Annotated in this window: 22 protein-coding genes; 9 read left to right on the top strand and 13 right to left on the bottom strand. The window is 71.3% G+C overall.

Going from position 1 to position 18159, the window contains the following annotated elements; genetic code table 11:
• Positions 1 to 40 precede the first annotated feature (40 nt).
• Genes BLT28_RS09350 through BLT28_RS09340 form a run of 3 tightly spaced genes read right to left on the bottom strand, consistent with a single transcriptional unit; the run spans position 41 to position 3032 of the window.
• Positions 41 to 709 (bottom strand): GOLPH3/VPS74 family protein, encoded by a 669-nt coding sequence (locus BLT28_RS09350; protein ID WP_162184887.1) that lies wholly within the window; start codon positions 707 to 709, stop codon positions 41 to 43.
• Between the two features lie 20 nt (positions 710 to 729).
• Positions 730 to 1839, bottom strand: a complete 1110-nt coding sequence (locus tag BLT28_RS09345) for an acyl-CoA dehydrogenase family protein (RefSeq protein ID WP_030431624.1) — start codon at positions 1837 to 1839, stop codon at positions 730 to 732.
• On the bottom strand, positions 1836 to 3032 hold the full coding sequence (locus BLT28_RS09340; protein WP_030431625.1) for an acyl-CoA dehydrogenase family protein: 1197 nt from the start codon (positions 3030 to 3032) through the stop codon (positions 1836 to 1838). The genes BLT28_RS09345 and BLT28_RS09340 overlap by 4 nt, the downstream gene beginning before the upstream one ends.
• A gap of 92 nt (positions 3033 to 3124) precedes the next feature.
• On the opposite strand from BLT28_RS09340, the gene BLT28_RS09335 reads away from it, so the two are divergent.
• The 3 genes from BLT28_RS09335 (at position 3125) to BLT28_RS09325 (ending at position 4597) form a co-directional block, all read left to right on the top strand.
• Entirely contained in the window at positions 3125 to 3331 is a 207-nt protein-coding gene (locus BLT28_RS09335; RefSeq protein WP_030431626.1) for a hypothetical protein, read from the top strand.
• A 102-nt stretch (positions 3332 to 3433) separates the two neighbouring features.
• Positions 3434 to 4033 carry a type IV toxin-antitoxin system AbiEi family antitoxin domain-containing protein gene (locus BLT28_RS09330; protein WP_052407748.1) on the top strand — a complete coding sequence of 200 codons (600 nt, stop codon included), beginning with the start codon at positions 3434 to 3436 and terminating at the stop codon, positions 4031 to 4033.
• 144 nt (positions 4034 to 4177) lie between these two features.
• Entirely contained in the window at positions 4178 to 4597 is a 420-nt protein-coding gene (locus BLT28_RS09325) for a MarR family winged helix-turn-helix transcriptional regulator (RefSeq protein WP_052407749.1), read from the top strand.
• A 36-nt stretch (positions 4598 to 4633) separates the two neighbouring features.
• On the opposite strand, the gene BLT28_RS09320 is transcribed toward BLT28_RS09325, so the two are convergent.
• From BLT28_RS09320 to BLT28_RS09310, 3 genes are all read right to left on the bottom strand, one after another.
• The gene (locus BLT28_RS09320; RefSeq protein ID WP_030431629.1) at positions 4634 to 5866 is read right to left on the bottom strand and encodes a sensor histidine kinase; all 1233 of its coding nucleotides are present in this window, start codon (positions 5864 to 5866) and stop codon (positions 4634 to 4636) included.
• Positions 5863 to 6534 (bottom strand): two-component system response regulator CseB, encoded by a 672-nt coding sequence (cseB, locus tag BLT28_RS09315; protein ID WP_030431630.1) that lies wholly within the window; start codon positions 6532 to 6534, stop codon positions 5863 to 5865. Before cseB ends, BLT28_RS09320 begins: the two co-directional genes overlap by 4 nt.
• A gap of 110 nt (positions 6535 to 6644) precedes the next feature.
• Positions 6645 to 7208, bottom strand: a complete 564-nt coding sequence (locus BLT28_RS09310) for a hypothetical protein (protein ID WP_030431631.1) — start codon at positions 7206 to 7208, stop codon at positions 6645 to 6647.
• 165 nt (positions 7209 to 7373) lie between these two features.
• Between BLT28_RS09310 and BLT28_RS09305 the strand changes: the two genes are divergently transcribed.
• Positions 7374 to 8504, top strand: a complete 1131-nt coding sequence (locus BLT28_RS09305) for an LCP family protein (RefSeq protein ID WP_081900566.1) — start codon at positions 7374 to 7376, stop codon at positions 8502 to 8504.
• Positions 8494 to 8865, top strand: coding sequence for a DUF6542 domain-containing protein (locus BLT28_RS09300; RefSeq protein WP_052407752.1), 372 nt, complete (start codon positions 8494 to 8496; stop codon positions 8863 to 8865). Before BLT28_RS09305 ends, BLT28_RS09300 begins: the two co-directional genes overlap by 11 nt.
• 1 nt (position 8866) lies before the next feature.
• Here BLT28_RS09300 and BLT28_RS09295 read toward each other — a convergent pair whose 3' ends face one another.
• The 5 genes from BLT28_RS09295 to BLT28_RS09275 form a co-directional block, all read right to left on the bottom strand.
• Positions 8867 to 9760 (bottom strand): hypothetical protein, encoded by an 894-nt coding sequence (locus tag BLT28_RS09295; RefSeq protein ID WP_156051314.1) that lies wholly within the window; start codon positions 9758 to 9760, stop codon positions 8867 to 8869.
• A gap of 61 nt (positions 9761 to 9821) precedes the next feature.
• On the bottom strand, positions 9822 to 10976 hold the full coding sequence (locus tag BLT28_RS09290) for a winged helix DNA-binding domain-containing protein (protein ID WP_030431635.1): 1155 nt from the start codon (positions 10974 to 10976) through the stop codon (positions 9822 to 9824).
• A gap of 46 nt (positions 10977 to 11022) precedes the next feature.
• On the bottom strand, positions 11023 to 11625 hold the full coding sequence (locus BLT28_RS09285) for a TetR/AcrR family transcriptional regulator (protein WP_030431636.1): 603 nt from the start codon (positions 11623 to 11625) through the stop codon (positions 11023 to 11025).
• A 106-nt stretch (positions 11626 to 11731) separates the two neighbouring features.
• Positions 11732 to 12343, bottom strand: coding sequence for a TetR/AcrR family transcriptional regulator (locus BLT28_RS09280; RefSeq protein ID WP_030431637.1), 612 nt, complete (start codon positions 12341 to 12343; stop codon positions 11732 to 11734).
• Between the two features lie 9 nt (positions 12344 to 12352).
• Complete coding sequence (locus BLT28_RS09275) at positions 12353 to 13258, bottom strand: glycoside hydrolase family 16 protein (RefSeq protein WP_030431638.1); 906 nt, start codon at positions 13256 to 13258, stop codon at positions 12353 to 12355.
• 150 nt (positions 13259 to 13408) lie between these two features.
• On the opposite strand from BLT28_RS09275, the gene BLT28_RS09270 reads away from it, so the two are divergent.
• Genes BLT28_RS09270 through BLT28_RS09260 form a run of 3 tightly spaced genes read left to right on the top strand, consistent with a single transcriptional unit; the run spans position 13409 to position 16320 of the window.
• Entirely contained in the window at positions 13409 to 14077 is a 669-nt protein-coding gene (locus BLT28_RS09270; RefSeq protein WP_030431639.1) for an HAD family hydrolase, read from the top strand.
• Positions 14074 to 15102 (top strand): phosphotransferase family protein, encoded by a 1029-nt coding sequence (locus BLT28_RS09265; protein ID WP_030431640.1) that lies wholly within the window; start codon positions 14074 to 14076, stop codon positions 15100 to 15102. Before BLT28_RS09270 ends, BLT28_RS09265 begins: the two co-directional genes overlap by 4 nt.
• Positions 15103 to 16320, top strand: coding sequence for an acyl-CoA dehydrogenase family protein (locus BLT28_RS09260; RefSeq protein WP_030431641.1), 1218 nt, complete (start codon positions 15103 to 15105; stop codon positions 16318 to 16320).
• Between the two features lie 59 nt (positions 16321 to 16379).
• Here BLT28_RS09260 and cspE read toward each other — a convergent pair whose 3' ends face one another.
• Both cspE and BLT28_RS09250 read right to left on the bottom strand, forming a co-directional pair.
• On the bottom strand, positions 16380 to 16589 hold the full coding sequence (cspE, locus tag BLT28_RS09255; protein WP_030431642.1) for a transcription antiterminator/RNA stability regulator CspE: 210 nt from the start codon (positions 16587 to 16589) through the stop codon (positions 16380 to 16382).
• Positions 16590 to 16995: 406 nt separating this feature from the next.
• Positions 16996 to 17265 carry a helix-turn-helix domain-containing protein gene (locus BLT28_RS09250; protein ID WP_030431643.1) on the bottom strand — a complete coding sequence of 90 codons (270 nt, stop codon included), beginning with the start codon at positions 17263 to 17265 and terminating at the stop codon, positions 16996 to 16998.
• Positions 17266 to 17312: 47 nt separating this feature from the next.
• Between BLT28_RS09250 and map the strand changes: the two genes are divergently transcribed.
• Positions 17313 to 18080, top strand: a complete 768-nt coding sequence (map, locus tag BLT28_RS09245; RefSeq protein WP_030431644.1) for a type I methionyl aminopeptidase — start codon at positions 17313 to 17315, stop codon at positions 18078 to 18080.
• Positions 18081 to 18159 lie beyond the last annotated feature (79 nt).

Raw genomic sequence — 18159 nt, 5'->3', positions numbered from 1 at the left:
AGGAGGAGCGCGGCGCCTTCGGAGGAGAGGGTGGAGCGGGTTACTGGCCGCTGGCGGCCTGGCTGGAGACGACGGCGGCGACAACACCCGCGGTGACCGCGGCGTTGATCGCGGCCAGCGCCTGGGAGACGCCCTTCGCGGCGGCGTCCTCGCTGGCCAGCTCCTTCAGCCGGGCGCGGGCGTCACTGCCCTCGCCGCCGGGGTAGACGTGCCTGCCGAGCTTGCACGCGTGCAGCAGCGCGCCGAGCGCGGCGGTGCGGTCGTCGCCCTCCACGTCACCGAGGACGACCTTGTCCAGCCGCGCCTTGATCTCCGCCTTGGCGGCCGCGTCCTTGACCGGGAAGCGGTGCACCGGGATGAGGCCGAGGACCTTCTTGCTGTTCTCCTCGATCACGCCCGCGTTCGCCAGGCGGTCGGCGTAGGTGTCGCGGGTGTGCTTCTTGGCCTTGTTCAGCCAGGAGGACGGCTTGACGGGCTCGCCCTTCTCCACCAGCCCGGCCAGCGCCGAGTCGAGCGCGGCGTCACCGACCGGCTTCGCGTCGGTGACCACGATCTTCTTGTCCTCGAACGCGATGCGGTCGGCGAGGGCCAGTTCGGTGAGCTCGGCGCCGGCGAGGCCGAGCACGACAGCGTCGCCCGAGTGCAGCTTGCCGTCCTCGTCGTCGAGGGCGAGCAGGAACAGTTCCTCGGGAAGGGTCCTGGAGGTCATGCCGCGCATTGAACCACGCCTCACGTTTGGCGCCGCGACGGTATGTCCATCGGAAGATGGACCATGCGGCCCAGTGTCATCCGGTGTTCGCCAGGTGTTCCCAGAGCGAGTTGGTCGACCTTTGCCCGCTTGAGCGAAAGGTGCGCGGGGTGCTCCCAGGTCATGCCGATCCCACCGTGCAGCTGAATTGCTTCTTCCGCCGCGCGCACCGCCAGTTCCGAGCACTCCGACTGGGCCAGCGCCACTGCGACATCCGCATCATCGGCGCTGGTCGCGAGCGCGTCGGCGGCGTGCCGGGCCGTCGCCCGCGCGCACACCAGCTCCAGCCACAGGTCCGCCAGCCGGTGCTTGATCGCCTGGAACGAACCGATCGCTCGCCCGAACTGGTGCCGCTCCTTGACATGGCGAACCGTCTGCTCCAGGCACGATTCCGCTATGCCGATCTGTTCCGACGCCAACAAACCCGCTCCGGCGCGAAGGGCCGATTCCACCGCGGCTGTGGCTTGATCACTCGATCCGATGACGACACCTGGGGTGGATGCCAGAGACACGTCGGCGATTCGGCGCGTCATGTCCAACGACAGCACCTCGGTGACCGTCACCCCAGGAGCGTTGGCGCGCACCGCGTACAACGCCGGACCGGCCACCGGCACGACGAGCAGTGACGCCGCCCGCGCGTCCACCACCGAGGTCACCCGGCCCGTGAGCAGGCCGTCCGGCGACGCGGACACCGTTGCGGGGAAAGGAGAACCGGGCGCCGTGGTCAGCGGGACGGCGAGTGCCGCAGTTGTGGTGCCCGCGGCCAGCTCGCCGACCAGGTCGGAGTCGCAGGCCAGCAGCGCGGTCGTGGCGAGCACCGCGCTCCCGAGGAACGGCACCGGGGCGACGGAGCGGCCCAGCTCCTCCAGCACCACAGCTGTCTCTCGCGTCGAAGCGCCCTGCCCGCCGCGTTCTTCCGGCACGTGCAGGCCCAGAACGCCCAGCTCGGCCAGGATGCGCCAGAGGTCCGTGTCGCAGGGCTCGTCCGACTCCAGGCGCGCGAGCACCGCGGAGGGCGGGCAGTGGTCGGTCAGCACCGCGCGGACGCTCGCCCGCAGATCTTCCTCGATCTCGGTGTAGAGCAGGTTCATCGCGGGAGGTCCTTCCACGGGCCGGTGTCGGAGCGCGGTTCGCTGGGCAGGCCGAGCACGCGCTCGGCGATGATGTTGCGCAGGATCTCCGAGGTGCCGCCCTCGATGGAGTTGCCCTTCGCGCGCAGGTAGCGGTAACCGGGACCGCGCCCGGTGAAGTCCACGAGGTCCGGGCGGCGCAGCGTCCAGTCGTCGTAGCGCAGCCCGGCCTCGCCCATCAGCTCCACCTCGAAGCCGCTGATGTCCTGGGCGAGCCTGGCGAAGGCCAGCTTCATCCCGGAGCCCTCCGGCCCGGGGTCGCCCGCCGCGAGCTGCTGGCGCAGCCGGACCCCGGTCAGCCGCAGCGCCTCCGCCCGCGCCCACAGCTTGACCAGGCGTGCGTGCAGCTCCGGTGTGCGCAGCTCGGGGTGCTCGCGCCAGGTCTCCGCGACGACGCCGATCATCCCGCCCTCGCGCGGGATGGCCGCGCCGCCGATCGCCACGCGCTCGTTCATCAGCGTGGTGCGCGCGACCTTCCAGCCCTCGTTGACCGCGCCGAGCCGGTGAGCGTCGGGAATCCGCACGTCGGTCAGGAAGACCTCGTTGAACTCCGCCTCGCCGGTGATCTGGCGCAGCGGCCGAACCTCCACGCCGGGTGCGGTCATGTCGCACACGAAGTACGTGATGCCCTGGTGCTTCGGCAGGTCGGGGTCGGTGCGGGCGAGCAGGATCGCCCACCGCGCGGTGTGCGCGCTGGAGGTCCAGACCTTCTGCCCGTTCACGATCCAGTCGTCGCCGTCGCGCACCGCCCGCGTGCCCAGGGCGGCCAGGTCCGAACCCGCCCCGGGCTCGCTGAAGAGCTGGCACCACACCTCCTCGCCGGTCCACAGTGGACGGAGGAAGCGGCGCTTCTGCTCCTCGGTTCCGTAGGTCAGGACGGTCGGCGCGGCCATGCCCAGCCCGATGCCGATGCGCCGGGGGTCGTTGTCCGGCGCCCCCGCCTCGTCCAGCTCGGCGTCGACGACCCGTTGCAGCTCCCTGGGCGCGGCCAGCCCACCGAGCCCGACGGGGTAGTGCACCCACGCCAGCCCCGCGTCGAACCGGGCCCGCAGGAACTCCAGCCGGTCGGTGGTCCGGGGATCGTGCGCGGCGAGCAGCTCCCGCACCCGGTCCCGCACCCCCTCGGCCTCCCCGTTGAGAGCAGAATGCGTCATTGATCGAATCTAACGCCGGGGGAAGGTTCCTGTGGAGCACGTCTTCGGGCTGGTGACGACGTTCGTCGGCGGGCGAGCCGAAGGACGACCCGGTGTTCGTGGTGCTCAACCTGCACGGCGGTGGGCTCTGCGTGACCACGGCGTGGGAGCTGGGCGGGGTGAGGTGGTACCTCCTGCCCCCGTTCGAACGCCGGGAGATGGTGCTCGGACTGCACGCCCTGGCGGCGGACGCGGAGATCTGGCGGAGGTCCTGGCCCGGATGCCGCGGCGCGATGGCGTGTGGGTGTGCCCTGGCCTGATGGACCACCTGCGCGAACTCCGCAGAGCTCTGCGAGCCGGGTGATCTCCACGTCCACCTCGCCTGAACGGCTGATCGCCGGAGAGGCGACTTAGGGTTGGGCGTGACCAAGGACCTGAGCCGGCTCACCGCGCAGTTCTTCCTCGCCGAGGCCGAGGCCGTCGGCCTGACCGTGCGCGATCTCGGCGACCTCGTCGACCAGGGTGAGGTGTTCCAGCGGGAGCCCGGCGACCGGTACTTCAAGACCGGCGACCGCGAGACGTTGTGGCTGGACATCTGGGACGCCACGAGCGGCCTGCCGGGCTCGGTCGCCTGCCTGGAAAGCGCCCTCGCCTGGCACGGCTTCGCCGATGCCGTCCCGAAGCGGGTGCAGATCGCCGTGCCGCGCGGCACCACGCGGGAGGGTAGGTTCCGGTTGCCCGTCGTGGTGTTCGAGTACGACCCGCGGACCTTCGACATCGGCGCGCGGTGGCACGAGGTCAACCGCGGTTGCGACGCGATGATCTACGACCGGTACCGGACACTGGTGGACGCCGTCGTGCACCGGGATCGCATCGGCGAGGACGTCGTGCGCGAGGCCGTGCGTCGTTACAAGGCGAATCCGGCGTTGCGGCACGAGTCCGACAAGCGGGACCTGACCCGGACTGCGCTCGTGCTGGACGTGGAACGCCAGGTGTCCGAGTTCTTCGCGAGCACGCCATGAGCTGACCCCGAGGAACGAGAACTGTCCACTGTGGACGTTCGGGTCACGGTGGCCCCTGGCGCTGCCCACCTGCGCCCGGGCGGCGCGGATCGGCCGTGCCGACCGTCCTGCGAGTACTGGAACCGAGCCCAATACCCTTGGCGGATGGGCAGGAACACCTCGACGGCGGAACGCGCCGTCATGCTGGGCGCCTTGGTCGCGTCGGTGGCCAGGGACGTGGTGGCGGAGTCCGCGGGCGGGCTCACCGAGTCCGAGGTCAGGCTGCTGTGGATGGTCGACCCGAAGGCGCCGCCGAAGATCATCGGGGACTACGCCGAGCTGATGCGCTTCGACCGCGGATCGCTGAGCCTCATCGGCGGCAAGCTCGAACGCCTCGGCCTGGCGCGCCGCATCCCCTTCCCGGCCGACCGCCGCTTCCGCACCCTGGTGCTCACCCCCGCCGGGCGCAGGCTGCGCACCCGGCTGATCAAGGACGCCGCCGCCAGGATGCCGCTGGACGCGCTCACCGCGAAGGAGCAGGAGCGGCTGTTCACCTTGCTCACCAAGGTCCTCACCGCCGTCTAGGCGCGGCGCCCTCACTGTCCACAGAGGACGGTACGGTCACGACCTCGGCAGCTCCAGGGTGGCGATCGCACCGCCCCCGTCGTCCTCGCCGGCGTTGGCGAAGCGCAGCTCGCCGCCGAGCACCCGGGCCTGCGCCACCGCGATCGTCAGGCCGAGGCCGTGCCCGCCGCCGCGGTCGCTGCTGCCCGTGCGGAACCGGCTCGGCCCGTCGCGCAGCAGCTCCGCGGAGAACCCGGGACCGTGGTCGCGCACGCGCAGCACCGCGCCGTCGACCTCCACCGTCACCGGGGGCTTGCCGTGCTTGCGGGCGTTGAGCAGCAGGTTCACCAGGACCCGCTCCAGCCGCCGCGGATCGGTGCGCACCGGGTCCTGCGCGGCCACCCGCACCTCGGCCTCCGGCAGGATCGCCGTGACCCGTCGCCGGACGAAGTCGCCGAGCACCAGTTCCGTCAGCTCCGCCCGCTCGGTCGCGGTGTCCAGCCGAGCCACTTCGAGGATGTCCTCGACCAGCCCGCGCAGCACCCGCACCCGGTCCCGCACCATCTCCGAGGGCCGCCCCGGCGGGAGCAGTTCCGCCGCGGTCACCAGGCCCGTCACCGGAGTCCGCAGCTCGTGGGCGATGTCCGCGGTCACCCGCCGCTCCGCGACCAGCCGCTCCTGCAACGCGTCGGCCATCGCGTCGACCGCGCGCGCCAGGTCGCTGGTCTCGTCCTGCGGCCGGTCGCCGATCGCGTCGTGCACCCGCACGTCCTGGTCGCCGTCGGCGACGTGCCGCGCCGCGACCGCCGCGAGCCGAAGCCGTCGCGACATCCGCGCGCCCAGCACCACGCCGAGCAGCGTGCCCGCCCCGACCACCGCGGCCGAGCTGATCAACAGCACCTCGTCCAGATCCGCCAGCGCCGCGTCCCGGTCCTGGTAGGAGCTGCGCAGTGACAGGACCTTGCCGTCGATCTCCGCCGCGGCCCAGATCACCGACCCGTTCGGCGTGCGCTCCAGGTAGGTGGCCCGCTGCCCGCCGCGGACCGCCTGCAACAGCTCCGCGGGCACGTCGGGGGAGTCCAGCGTGCTGCCGAGCACCGCCTGCCCGGTCCGCACGTAGTCCCGCAGCACCAACTGGATCCGCTCGTCCTGCAACCGGCGCGCGTCATCGACCTGCATGCTGACGAACTCCGTGCGCACCAACACGCTCAGCGCGATCGCCACCAGCGCGCTGACCACGGCGATCACCGCGCTCAGCCGCCAGCGCAGCGTGGTGGGGAACACCTTCACGAGCTGCTCTTGAGCTTGTAGCCGAAGCCCCGCACCGTCTCGATCCGGTCCTGGCCGATCTTCGCCCGCAGCCGCTGCACGTGCACGTCCACCACCCGCGAGTCACCGCCCCACTGGTAGTCCCACACCTGCTCCAGCAGGACCTCGCGGGTCAGCACGTTGCCGGGGGAGTCGGCGAAGCACAGCAGCAGCCGCAGCTCGGTCGGCGTCAGCTCCAGCCGCCGCCCGGCCCGCCGCACCTCCAGGCCGTCCTTCTCGATCTCCAGATCGCCGAAGGACAACGGCTTGGCGGAGGGCTGCTCGGCGCGCCCCATCCTGCGCACCACCGCGCGGATGCGCGCCACCAGCACCGTGCTGTCGAAGGGCTTGGTCACGTAGTCGTCCGCGCCCGCCTCCAGGCCCAGCACCACGTCCACCGGATCGGCGCGCGCGGAGAGCATGATCACCGGGGTCGGGCCCTCGTCGCGGATCTGCCTGCACAGGCTCACGCCGTTGATGCCCGGCAGCATGATGTCCAGCAGCGCCACGTCCGGCCGCTCCGCGCGGAACGCCGCCAGCCCGGCGATCCCGTCCCCTGCGACGGTCACCCGGAACCCGTCGCGCTCCAGGCTCAGCTGCGTGGCCTCGCGGATCACATCGTCGTCCTCGACCAACAGCACGTGAGTCATGACGCCTCCGCGGAGAGAAGCACGTCGGCGGAAGTCATGACGCCTCCGCTGGGAAAAGCACGTCGGCGGAAGTCATGACGCCTCCGCTGGGAAAAGCACGTCGGCGGAAGTCATCTGCCCGCCTTCACGAACGAGGTCCCGGTCCACGAGTACACCGTCGTCTCCTCACCACTGGGACAACACGAACGATCACCCGCGCGATAGCGGCCCCGCACCAGGACCAGGCCGGAGCCGGGGTCGGGCTGCACGACCACACCGGACTCCTCGGTCGCGAACAGCTGCACGGGCGGTTGCCCCGGCGGCAGCGCGTACACGTAGCCCGAGCGGTTGTAGCCGTAGCCGGTGTAGGCCGTCAGGCGGCACTCCTGCACGTTCAGCACGACCTCGCTGATGCCGTCCCCGGTCACGTCGACGTAGCGGCTGTCGACGGGGTAGCGGCCGCTCTCGCACGGGCTCAGCATGTACTTGATCTTCTCGTTGACCTTGGGGTCGCCGCGCAGCAGGGCCACCACGTCCACCGTGACCGGCTGGCCGGCGACCGTGGTCGGCAGCGGGCGCTCCACCTCGGCGGCCTTGCCCTCGACCCGCACCCCGCTCGGGGCGGCGCAGCCCGCGAGCAGGACCGGCACGGCGACCAGCACCGCGCAGCCGAGTGCTCTTCTCGCCTTCCGCACTCCACCATTCTGCCCATGCCGGAGTGACCGCCCTCACCGGAACGCGCCGCCGACGTGCGCTGTTACCCAGCCGAGGGGTAGGTGCCGGAGGACTGTTACACGACTGAGGGGAAGCGGCCGGAAACCGTCCATAGCGTCGGAGGCGAACGAGCCGAGGGGACGAGCATGGAGCAGGTACAACGGCGGCGTCGGGTGCTGTCCGGGATGGGCAGGGCGACCGTCGTGCTGGTGTCGACCGCCACGCTGGGGGCCAGTGCCCTGGGCTGGACCGCCTATCGCGGAGTCACCGTAGCGGTCACCACCGACGACGTCATCGCCGCCCCCGCCACCCCGTCGAGCCGGGACAAGGCCGCCGCGACCGACACGACGTTCCTGCTGGTCGGGGTGGACAGCAGGACCGACGCGCAGGGCCGCCCGCTGCCGAGGGAGGTGCTCGACGAGCTGCAGGCCGGCAACGCGGGCGGCGAGCAGAACACCGACACGATGATCCTCGTGCACGTGCCCGCCGACCGCGCGAAGAAGGCGTTCGCGGTCTCCCTGCCGCGCGACTCCTACGTGGACATCGCGGGCGGGTTCGGCAACCACAAGCTCAACTCCGCCTACGCGAGGGCGAAGAACGCCGCGGGCGGCAACGCGACCGCGGGCAGGCGGACCCTGATCGAGACCGTCAACGCCCTCACCGGGCTGCGCGTCGACCACTACGCCGAGATCAACATGTACGCCTTCAGCCAGATCACCAAGGCGGTCGGCGGCGTCCCGGTCTGCCTGAACAAGGCGGTCAAGGACAGCTACTCCGGCGCCGACTTCCCACAGGGCGAGCAGGTGCTGCAGGGCGCGGACGCGCTGAAGTTCGTCCGCCAGCGGCACGGCCTGCCGCGCGGCGACCTGGACCGGGTGCGGCGCCAGCAGGCGTTCCTGGCCGGGCTCGCCTCCCGGGTGCTGTCCGCGGGCACGCTCACCGACCCCGCTAAGGTCACCGGGCTGCTCGAAGCGATCAAGACCTCGGTGGTGCTCGACCAGAACTGGGACCTGCTCAGCCTGGCCGAGCAGGCGCAGGGCCTCGGCGGTGGCCGGATCGAGTTCCACACCATCCCGACCGTCCGCTCGGACCTGGCCACCCCGGGCGACGGCACCGCGGTCGAGGTGAACCCGAAGCAGGTCAAGGCGTTCGTGCAGGACCTGCTCAACGCGGTCCCCGCGCCACCGGTGCAGATGCGCCAGGGCCTCGGCGGGGGAGGCGGCGAGCAGCAGGCGCCGGAGACGATCACCGCGAACGGAGTGCACTGTGTCAACTGAACGCCGCCGCCGGGGACTGCCGTGGTGGGCGGTCGCGCTGGCCGGGATCGCGGTGACCGCCGCGGGCATGGCCTTCGGCGAGGTCTACTTCCCGTTCGCCCTCGCGGGCGGGTGCGTGGTGGCCGCGCTGCTGGCCGACCGCTCGGCCCTGTTCACCGCGGCGGTGCAGCCCCCGCTCGTCGCCGCGGCCGTGCTCGGCGGGGCGGCGCTGTTCGGCGGGTCGCTGCTGCGCTCGGCCTCGGTGTTCGCCTCGGTCTTCCCGATCCTCGGCGCCACCACCGGCGTGGTGATCGTCATCGCCCTGGTCCGGCTCGCCCTGCACCGCAGGGGAGCCCGGACCAGGACCGGCTCGGACGCGTGAGTCAGACGCGGAGCAGGCGGGTCGTCCGCCAGCCCAGCCCGAGCGCGGCGAGTGCGAGCAACGGCAGCCCGAACAGCAGCACGAGCCCGCCGCCGATGTTGGCGCCGATGCCGCCCGCGGTGAGCAGACGGCAGAAGAAGCCGACCAGCCCGCCGAGCGCGAGCGCGCCCAGGAACTGGCCCAGCCACAAGCTGCGCGCCGGAGTGGTCGCGGTGACCAGCAGCGTCGCCGACGCCAGGGCCAGCGCCACGCTGCCGATCAGCACGTCGATCGCCGGGCTCAGCGACACGATCGGCAGCGGCTGCACCAGGTAGTCCAGCCGGGTCCCCGGCGGTGTGGCCGCGCTCAGGTCGCCCACCAGCCACCAGGCCGCGAACCCGCCGGAGATCAGCAGCCGCACCTGCGAGCGCAGCGGAGCGCGTGCCGGGTGGCGGTCGGCACCCGCCTCGGGCGCTCGGACCAGCTTCCAGGTCCGCCACGCGAGCACCGCGGCCACCACGACGATCACCGGCAGCTCGATGTAGAGCACGAAGATCGCCCCGAAGTTCACGCCGATCCCGCCGGCGGTGACGATGCGCGCGGCGTGGCCCAGGTAGCCGCCGATCGCCAAGGCGACGAACAGCGGCGCGTACCACCGCCGGTCCAGCTCTCGCGTGCGCAGCACTTCGAACAGAATCGCCGCGATCAGCAGCACCGCGCCGAAGCCCAGTGCCATGTCGACCACAGGATTGCTGATCAGAGGGCTTATCAAGTAGTCCATTCGTGTTCCCGGCGGGAGCTGCGAGGACTTGTCCCCGGTCAACGCCCACCCCGCGAGCACCCCTGCTACCAGCAAGAAGAGCTGGACGCGCAGGGGCGCCCCGAGCACCCCGATGAAACGGCCGTTGTTATTCATGCGCTTATCGTGGCGGGTGGGCGGCGCCGTTGCAAATATGAAATAAAAAGAATAAGTGGAACTACCTACCCTTGGACGTGATTTCGCGTTCGAGTGGTGTGTGGAAACGCGGGACGAAACGCACGTCGCCGATCCACGCGCGCAGCCGCTCCGCCTCCGCGTCCACCGCGCGCACGACCGACCGGGGCTGCTTGCCGAAGAGCCGGACCCCGATCGTGCCGTCCTTGCGCTGGGCCCAGCCGCCGATCACCTCGCCGCCGCGCCACACCGTCGGCCCCACGTTGCCGGAGGTGTCGAACAGCGCCGACCGGTGCGCCTGCGGCAAGTACCAGTCGCGGTGCTTCCAGCCCATCGGTGTCGGGTCCAGCGCCGGCAGCAACGCCACCCATTCCCCGGTTTCCTCCGAGGCGCCCGGGAGATCGAATCCTTCACCGTCGTCGAGGGCGACGACCTCGGCGTCGATGGCGGCGAGCGCCCTGCGGGTGTCGCCGAGGCCCCAGCCGGTCCACCACTTGATGTCGTCGAGGGTGCCGGGGCCGAACCGCTCCAGCCACCGCCGCACCAGCTCGGCCCTGGCCTCGGCGGGCGGCGGCTCCGGTGTCCGTGTCCCGAGCGTCCACCCGAACTGGTTGCTGGTCCACGACCCGCGCGGCGCGGTGCGTCGGATCAGCCCCTCCACCGACAGTCCGCGCAACACTCGCGAGCACACGGTTTGCACTGCCTCATAAGGCTTTCCGGCCGCGACGACCACTTTCTCGCGGAGCTGCGGAACCACCGCGGACAGCTCCGCCGCGGTCGCTTCACCGCGCTCGCGCAGCACGGCCAGAACCGCCTCCTGCGCCTCCGCCAACCACTTCGCGTCCCAGCCGCCGCCTTCGTCGAGGTACTTCAACAACAGCGTCTGCTGCTTCGTGGCGATCGTGCGCGCGGTCGAGGACCACACCGCGGGCGCCACGGCCGCCGAGACCACGAACATGGTGCGACGCATGCACAACAGCCGCCCCATGTCCTCGAACAGCTCCTCGGTCATCGCGCTGAGGTCCGCCTCGCGCATCCGCGCCCACGCGGAGAGGAACACGGTGGCCGGATCGGTCGCGTGCAGCGCGACCACGGCGTCGGCCACCTCGGTGACGGTGCCGGCCCGCCGCGACGGGGCGAGGAGGTGCCGGGCGCCGATCCGGGCGCGGCGCTGCTGAGAGGTGATCTTTCTCGTCACGGGTCAATCTTCGGCGCCGGACCCGCCCGGCGCTTGCACAAACGCGTCACTCCGGCCCGAAGACGGTGTCCACGTGGTACTCGGCGATCCGCGCCGCGTCCTCCTTGCTCAGCGAGCCGAGCACCACGGCCGCGCGCAACCCGTCCGCCACCGCGAGGAAGGTGCCCGCCTCCAGCTTCGGATCGCGGTCGGCCGGGAAACCGCCCATCTCCCGCAGGCCCTCGAACTGCTCGGTCAGCGACTCCAGCGCCTCGGTGTAGATCCGCTGGTTGATCTCGGCCAGCCGGGGGTTGACGTGGGAGCGGGAGTCGAAGGCGATGATCACCCGCGCCTCCTCGATGCTCTCCGGGTCCATCGGCAGACCCGCCACCACGATCGCCCGGAACAGCTCCCGCAGCGAGGTCGGCGGCAGCAGCGGCTCCAGCCGGGCGCGGATGCGCTCCCGCGCGCTCTCCACGACCCGCTCCAGGGCGAAGACGAGCATGTCGTCCTTGGTCTTGAAGTAGTGCTGGACCGAGCCCATGGACACGCCGGCCTCGCGGGCCACGTCGCGCAGGCTCACCGCCTCCAGCCCGTCCCGGCTGGTGATCCGCAGCACCGCCTCGGCGATGTGCCGACGGCGTTGCTCGTGATCGACCTGCTTGGGCACGCGAGCACCATGCTTCCGGAAACGGCGACGTCTTTCGGCACGCATAATAATGCAGTCGCATTGCGAAGCCGTATCGGCGTCACCCGATCTGGGGCGCGTCCGCCGATCACGGCCTGGGCAGCAGGCCCTCCGCGATGACGTCGCTGGCCGCTGCGAGCAACCCGCGCAGCCCGGCCTCGTCGCGCCGCAGGTCGTCCGGACGCCAGTGCAGGCTGATGATGCCGTTCCACGCCGCCCACAGCACGGTCGCGACCTGCTCGGGGTCGACCGGGCGCAGCTCCCCGGACTCGACGCCTTCCCGCAGCGTCGCGACCAGCCTGTCGTTCTGCTCGTCCACCGCGCGGGCCAGCCGCGTCGCCAGCTCCCGGCCCGCGGCGTACTGCCCGGGCGCCTGGGGGAAGGCCAGCATCCGGAAGTAGTCCGGGTTGGCGAGGTAGAAGTCCAGGTACGCGTCGGACGCGGCCCGGATGCGGTCGAGCGCGGAGCCGCCCCGGACGTACGCGCGGTCCATGTGATCGCGGTTGTCGTCGATCGCGCGCTCGACGACCGCCGCGTGCAGACCGGCCTTGGAACCGAAGTTGTTGTAGATGGACCCGACCGCGACCCCGGCGCGCTCGGCGATCTCCTCGACGGTGACGTCGTCGACCGAGCGTGTCCGGAAGATCTCCTCCGCCGCGGTGAGCAGCGCGTTCAGCGTGCGTGCCTTGCGCGGGTCCATCCGCCAACCCTATATCGCGGGCACAGCGCGGATGCTCGACCCCGCAAGCGGGTCTACGGTGTCCAAAAAGGACCGTCCAGCGCCGCGATGGGCGGCTACGCGGTCACGGACCTGAGCGGGCGAGAGCCGCTCGTCGGCGGCGTGGTACACCCAGTCCGCGTCCATTTCGTACGCGCGGGCGCCACCGCCGACCAGCTCGATGAACCACTGGCTGAAGTTGATCATCTGCCTGGTCTCCGGGTAGACCCGCCCGCCGTGCTCGACCACCAGTCGGTCGTCGACGAAGTAGCGCAAGGTGCCGGTCACGACCTGCAAGGTCAGCACGTGCCAGCCTTCGAGGCTGCCCGGCTCCTGGCGGGACTCGTTGTCCACCCACCACGGATCGGCCTGGTAGGTCTCGTAGCTGGTGCAGAACATCGTCGGGCCCTCGGTGCCCCATCCGCCGTTGGGCAGGTACTCGAAGTCCTGCTCGCTGTAGTCGGGATCGCGCGGATAGGCCAGCGGGGTGATGGTGAAGAAGGTCTGCACCAGCCGATCGCCGTCCGGCCCCCACACCGGCCGGTCGCTGAACCGGACCCGGGCGGAGTAGGTGCCCTCGAACAACTTGCGCTGGTGGGAGATCTCCGCCTGCCGGGTCCCCGCGGCGGTCCCGTCGGTCGTGCCGGTCAGGCGCAGGGCCTTGCCCGGGCCGGAGCCGGGGAAGCTCACCTGGCTCGGCGACCACACCGCGCCGGGCACGCCCGGTCCGCCCTGGTAGTCGCGGATGCGCCAACCGTGTTGCCCCACAAGGGGATCGGCGGAGCCGGCATAGCTGAAGTCGTCGAAGAGCACCTGGCCGGGCGCGGCGGCTGCCGGTGCGGCGCCGGTGGTGAGGAGCAGGAGCGCGGCCGGGAGCAGGGCGAGGCGGGTCCTCATCGTGCTTGCCTTTCGTCGGTGGCGGCGACGAACTGCGGCGATGGACACGGCGGCGCAAGGAAGTTCCCATATCCGAACGACAGCGGTCAACGGGTCGGGTGCGGCGAGGCGGGGTAGGCGGGTGGGCTACTGGTCGGTAATGTCGGGGGAATGGTCGCTGAGGATCCTGTGCGCGCGCTCGTCGTCGACTACGGCGGGGTGCTCACCACGCGGATCGGCCCGTCCTTCGCCTCGTGGCTGGCCGCGGAGGGCATCGAAACCGACACCTACACCGAGATGCTGCGCGACTGGCTCGGCCGGGACGCGCCGCCGGACTCGCCGGTGCACCGGCTGGAGCGCGGCGAGCTGGAGGTCGCGGAGTTCAACCGCCTCCTGGCCGCTCGACTGACCACTGTGGACGGGCGGCCGATCGTGGCGGAAGGCTTGCTGGACAGAGCCTTCGCCACTGTCCGGCCGGACGCGGACATGCTGGACCTGCTGCGCACGGCGCGCACGGCCGGGCTGCGCACCGCCTTGCTGTCCAACAGCTGGGGCAACAGCTATCCGATGGACGTGCTCACCCCGCTGTTCGACGTGCTCGTGATCAGCGGCGAGGTCGGCATGCGCAAGCCGGAGGAGCGCATCTACCACCTCACGGCCGAGCGGCTGGACCTGCCGCCCGGGCAGTGCCTGTTCCTCGACGACGCGCAGCCCAACGTGGACGGGGCGATCCTCGCCGGGATGCGGGCGCTGCTGCACACCGACTCCGCCGCCACCATCCCCGCCGTCGCCGGGCTCGTCCCGGCGCTGGCCGACGAACTGCGAGAAGGAGCGTCGTGAGCCCACTACCGGGACTCGACCTGGCCGCGGCCGAGTCGTACCTGCACCGCGAACGCCCCGGCCTGCTCACCGGCCCGCTCACCGCGGAGCTGATCGCGGGCGGCCGGTCCAACCTGACCTACCTGCTCACCGACGCGGGCGGCACCGAATGGGTGCTGCGCAGGCCACCGCTGGGCCACGTGCTGGCCACCGCGCACGACATGGCCAGGGAGTACCGGGTGATCTCCGCGCTCGGCCCGACCCCGGTCCCGGTGCCGCGCGCGGAGCTGCTGTGCACCGACCCCGACGTGCTCGGCGCGCCGTTCTACCTGATGGAGCGGGCTCCGGGCACCGTGCTGCGCCGCAGGAAGCAGGCCGAAGCGCTGGGAGAGGACGGTGCGCACCGGCTCTCCGCGCAGCTGGTGGACGTGCTGGTCGACCTGCACTCCGTCGACCCCGCGGCGGTCGGGCTCGGCGACTTCGGGCGACCGGAGGGCTTCATGGCCCGCCAGCTTGCGCGCTGGCGCAAGCAGCTCGACGCCTCCCGCAGCCGCCCGGTGCCGGAGCTGGACGAGCTGAGCGAGCGCCTGGGCGCCGACGTTCCCGACAGCGGCCGGGCCGCGATCGTGCACGGCGACTACCGCCTGGACAACGTGCTCGTGGCGAGTGATCCGGTTCGGATCAGCGCGGTGCTGGACTGGGAGATGGCCACGCTCGGCGACCCGCTGGCCGACCTCGGGCTGCTGGTCGTCTACTGGGACCGGCTGACCGGGATCGGCGACGCGATCGCCGACAGCTTCGCGGGCATGCCCGGCTTCCCGTCCTCGGCCGAGCTGGTCGCCCGCTACACCGCCCGCACCGGCGTCGACCCGGCCGAGCTGCCGTGGTACGTGGCGTTCGGGCACTTCAAGCTCGGCGTGATCGTCGAGGGCATCCACTACCGGCACACCCAGGGCAAGACCGTGGGCGCCGGGTTCGAGCTGCTGGGGCAGATGGTCGGGCCGCTGGCCAAGGGCGGCATCGCCGCGCTGGAGGGGGAACTGTAGATGGACTTCACCACCGACGAGACCACCCGGGAGTACCAGGCCCGGCTGACCGAGTTCATGGAGAACCACGTCTACCCGGCCGAGGCCGTCCACCACGAGCAGCTGGCGGCCGCGCCGGAGAGCTGGTCGGCGCCGCCGGTGCTGGAGGGGCTGAAGGCCGAGGCGCGCGAGGCCGGGCTGTGGAACCTCTTCCTGCCCGACCCGCGGTACGGGGCCGGGCTGAGCAACCTCCAGTACGCGCCGCTGGCGGAGATCACCGGGCGCAGCCCCGCCATCGCGCCCGAGGCGCTGAACTGCGCGGCACCGGACACCGGCAACATGGAACTGCTGGCGGAGTTCGGCAGCGAGGAGCAGAAGGACCGCTGGCTCAAGCCGTTGCTCGAAGGCGAGATCCGCTCCGCCTTCTGCATGACCGAGCCCGACGTGGCCTCCTCCGACGCCGGCAACATCGCCACCCGCATCGAGCGCGACGGTGACCACTACGTGATCAACGGTCGCAAGTGGTGGTCCTCGGGCGCGATGAACCCGAACTGCGCGATCTTCATCGTGATGGGGCAGACCGATCCCGACGCCGACCGGCACCAGCGGCAGAGCATGGTGCTCGTGCCGAGGGACACGCCCGGAGTGCACGTCAAGCGGGGGATGACGGTGTTCGGCTACACCGACTCCGCGCACGGCGGGCACGCCGAGATCGAGTTCCGCGACGTGCGCGTGCCCGTTGCCAACGTGGTCGGCGGGCAGGGCAAGGGCTTCGCGATCGCGCAGGCCCGGCTCGGTCCCGGCCGCATCCACCACTGCATGCGGCTGATCGGCATGGCCGAGCGGGCACTGGAGCTGTTGTGCCGTCGCGCCGTGGACCGCGTCGCCTTCGGCAAGCCGCTGGCCGACCAGGGCGTGGTCCAGGAGTGGATCGCCGAGTCCCGGGTGCGGATCGAGCAGGCCAGGCTGCTGGTGCTGAAGACGGCCTGGCTGATGGACACCGTGGGCAACCGCGGCGCGCACACCGAGATCCAGGCCATCAAGATCGCCACCCCGCTGATGGCCGAGTGGGTGGTCGACAAGGCCATCCAGGCCCACGGCGGCGCCGGGATCAGCCAGGACTTCCCGCTGGCCCAGCTGTGGGTGCAGGCGCGGCTGCTGCGCTTCGCCGACGGTCCCGACGAGGTGCACCGGATGTCGCTGGCCCGGCGCGAGCTCAAGCCCTACCGCGCCCGGTAGCGCGGACGAAAGCGGCCCCCCGGCTCAGCTGAGCCGGGGGGCCGCTTCGGTGAAGAGCGTCAGGACAGCGGGCGGACCTGCTGCGCCTGCGGGCCCTTCTGGCCCTGGCCGATCTCGAACTCGACCCGCTGGTTCTCCTCCAGGCTGCGGTAGCCGCTGGTCTGGATCTCCGAGTAGTGGACGAAGACGTCAGCGCCGCCGTTGTCCGGGGTGATGAAGCCGAAGCCCTTCTCGGAGTTGAACCACTTCACGGTGCCCTGTGTTGCCATGTAACTAGTCTCCTCGACAGGTGCCGGGGTAGGGGGTCGCGGTCGCGACCTCCTGGTCGGTACTGCACGCGACTTCTCCGGCCGAACCTGGAGAAAACAACGCCCGCATGTTCCGTTCCGCGAGCTTGAACCACACGAAACTGACGACCGCGCAGAGTCAATCACGAAGTCGGCTCATGAGCCACCGCTTCCTGACGGAATCCCTTGGCCGGTCTTGCGCGCCGCCGCGGCCGAACCGTCCCAAGAGGCCGGTGAGCTGGGGGATTCCCCTGTCGCACAGGGGATCGCGGATCTCCCGGTTGAGAACGATCATCACCCGGACGGCCGCATCCACGGGATGGGACGGTGAATGCGCCGCTCGCGCACCGTGATGTTCTTGTGACGAAAAACCGGCCGAGTCGCGTCCTCAGGATGATCTGACCAGCGGCTCCGGCGGTGCGGCCACCTCGCGCAGGAGGGTGTCCATGGACAGCCCGAGCGCCTCGGCGAGCGCGGCCACGGTGAAGAAGGCCGGCGTCGGGATGCGACCGGTCTCGATCTTGCGCAGCGTCTCGGTGGAGATCCCCGCGTTCAGGGCCACCTCGGCCATGCTGCGCCCGGCCCGCGCCGCCCGCAGGGCCTGGCCCAGCCGCACGCCCCGCTCCCGCTCGGACTCGCTCAACGGCACTCGCACCATGCTGTGATAGTAATACCGGTATAGTTATCCCGCATGAGAGGTGTTCCGTGATCGAGTTGAAGACCCCGGGGGAGATCGAGGCGATGCGCGCCGCGGGCCGCGTCGTCGCGACCACCCTGGCCACCGTCCGCGCCGCGGCCCGGCCCGGCGTGTCCCTGCTGGAGCTGGACGAGGTGGCCGCGACCGTGATCGCCGAGGCGGGTGCCAAACCGGCCTTCCTGCACTACCACCCCGAGTGGGCGCCGGGCCCGTTCCCCGGCACCATCTGCACCAGCGTCAACGACGCGATCGTGCACGGCGTGCCCGGCCGCCTGCGCCTGGCCGAGGGCGATCTCGTCAGCATCGACAGCGCCGCCGTGCTCGACGGCTGGTGCGGCGACTCCACGATCAGCTTCGTCGTGGGCGCCGCCGATCCGGCCGACCTGGCGCTGATCGCGGCGACCGAGCGCGCGCTCGCCGCGGGCATCGCCGCGGCCGTGCCCGGCAACCGGCTCGGGGACATCGCGCACGCCATCGGTGTCGTCGCGCGCGAGGCCGGATACGGGATCATGGCCGATCACGGCGGGCACGGGATCGGGCGCGCGATGCACGAGGACCCGCATGTGGCGAATGAGGGCCGGGCCGGACGTGGGTTGGTGTTGCGGCCGGGGTTGACGTTGGCGGTGGAGCCGATGTTCACCGGGGGTGGGCTCGACGCTTATCGGGCGGATTCGGATGGGTGGACTTTGCGGACTGCTGACGGGTCTCGGGCGGCGCATTCTGAGCACACGATTGCGGTTACCGAGGACGGGGCTCGGGTGTTGACGCTGGTTTGATGGGATTCCTGGTGGTGCTTCCGGGCCGCGTCGGGCAGGGCGCACCTCGGCGTGAACGGCTCCCGGGACGTCGAGAAGG

The organism is Allokutzneria albata (assembly GCF_900103775.1).
Classification (GTDB): Bacteria; Actinomycetota; Actinomycetes; order Mycobacteriales; family Pseudonocardiaceae; genus Allokutzneria; species Allokutzneria albata.
This window is presented reverse-complemented; position numbering and strand designations above follow the sequence as displayed.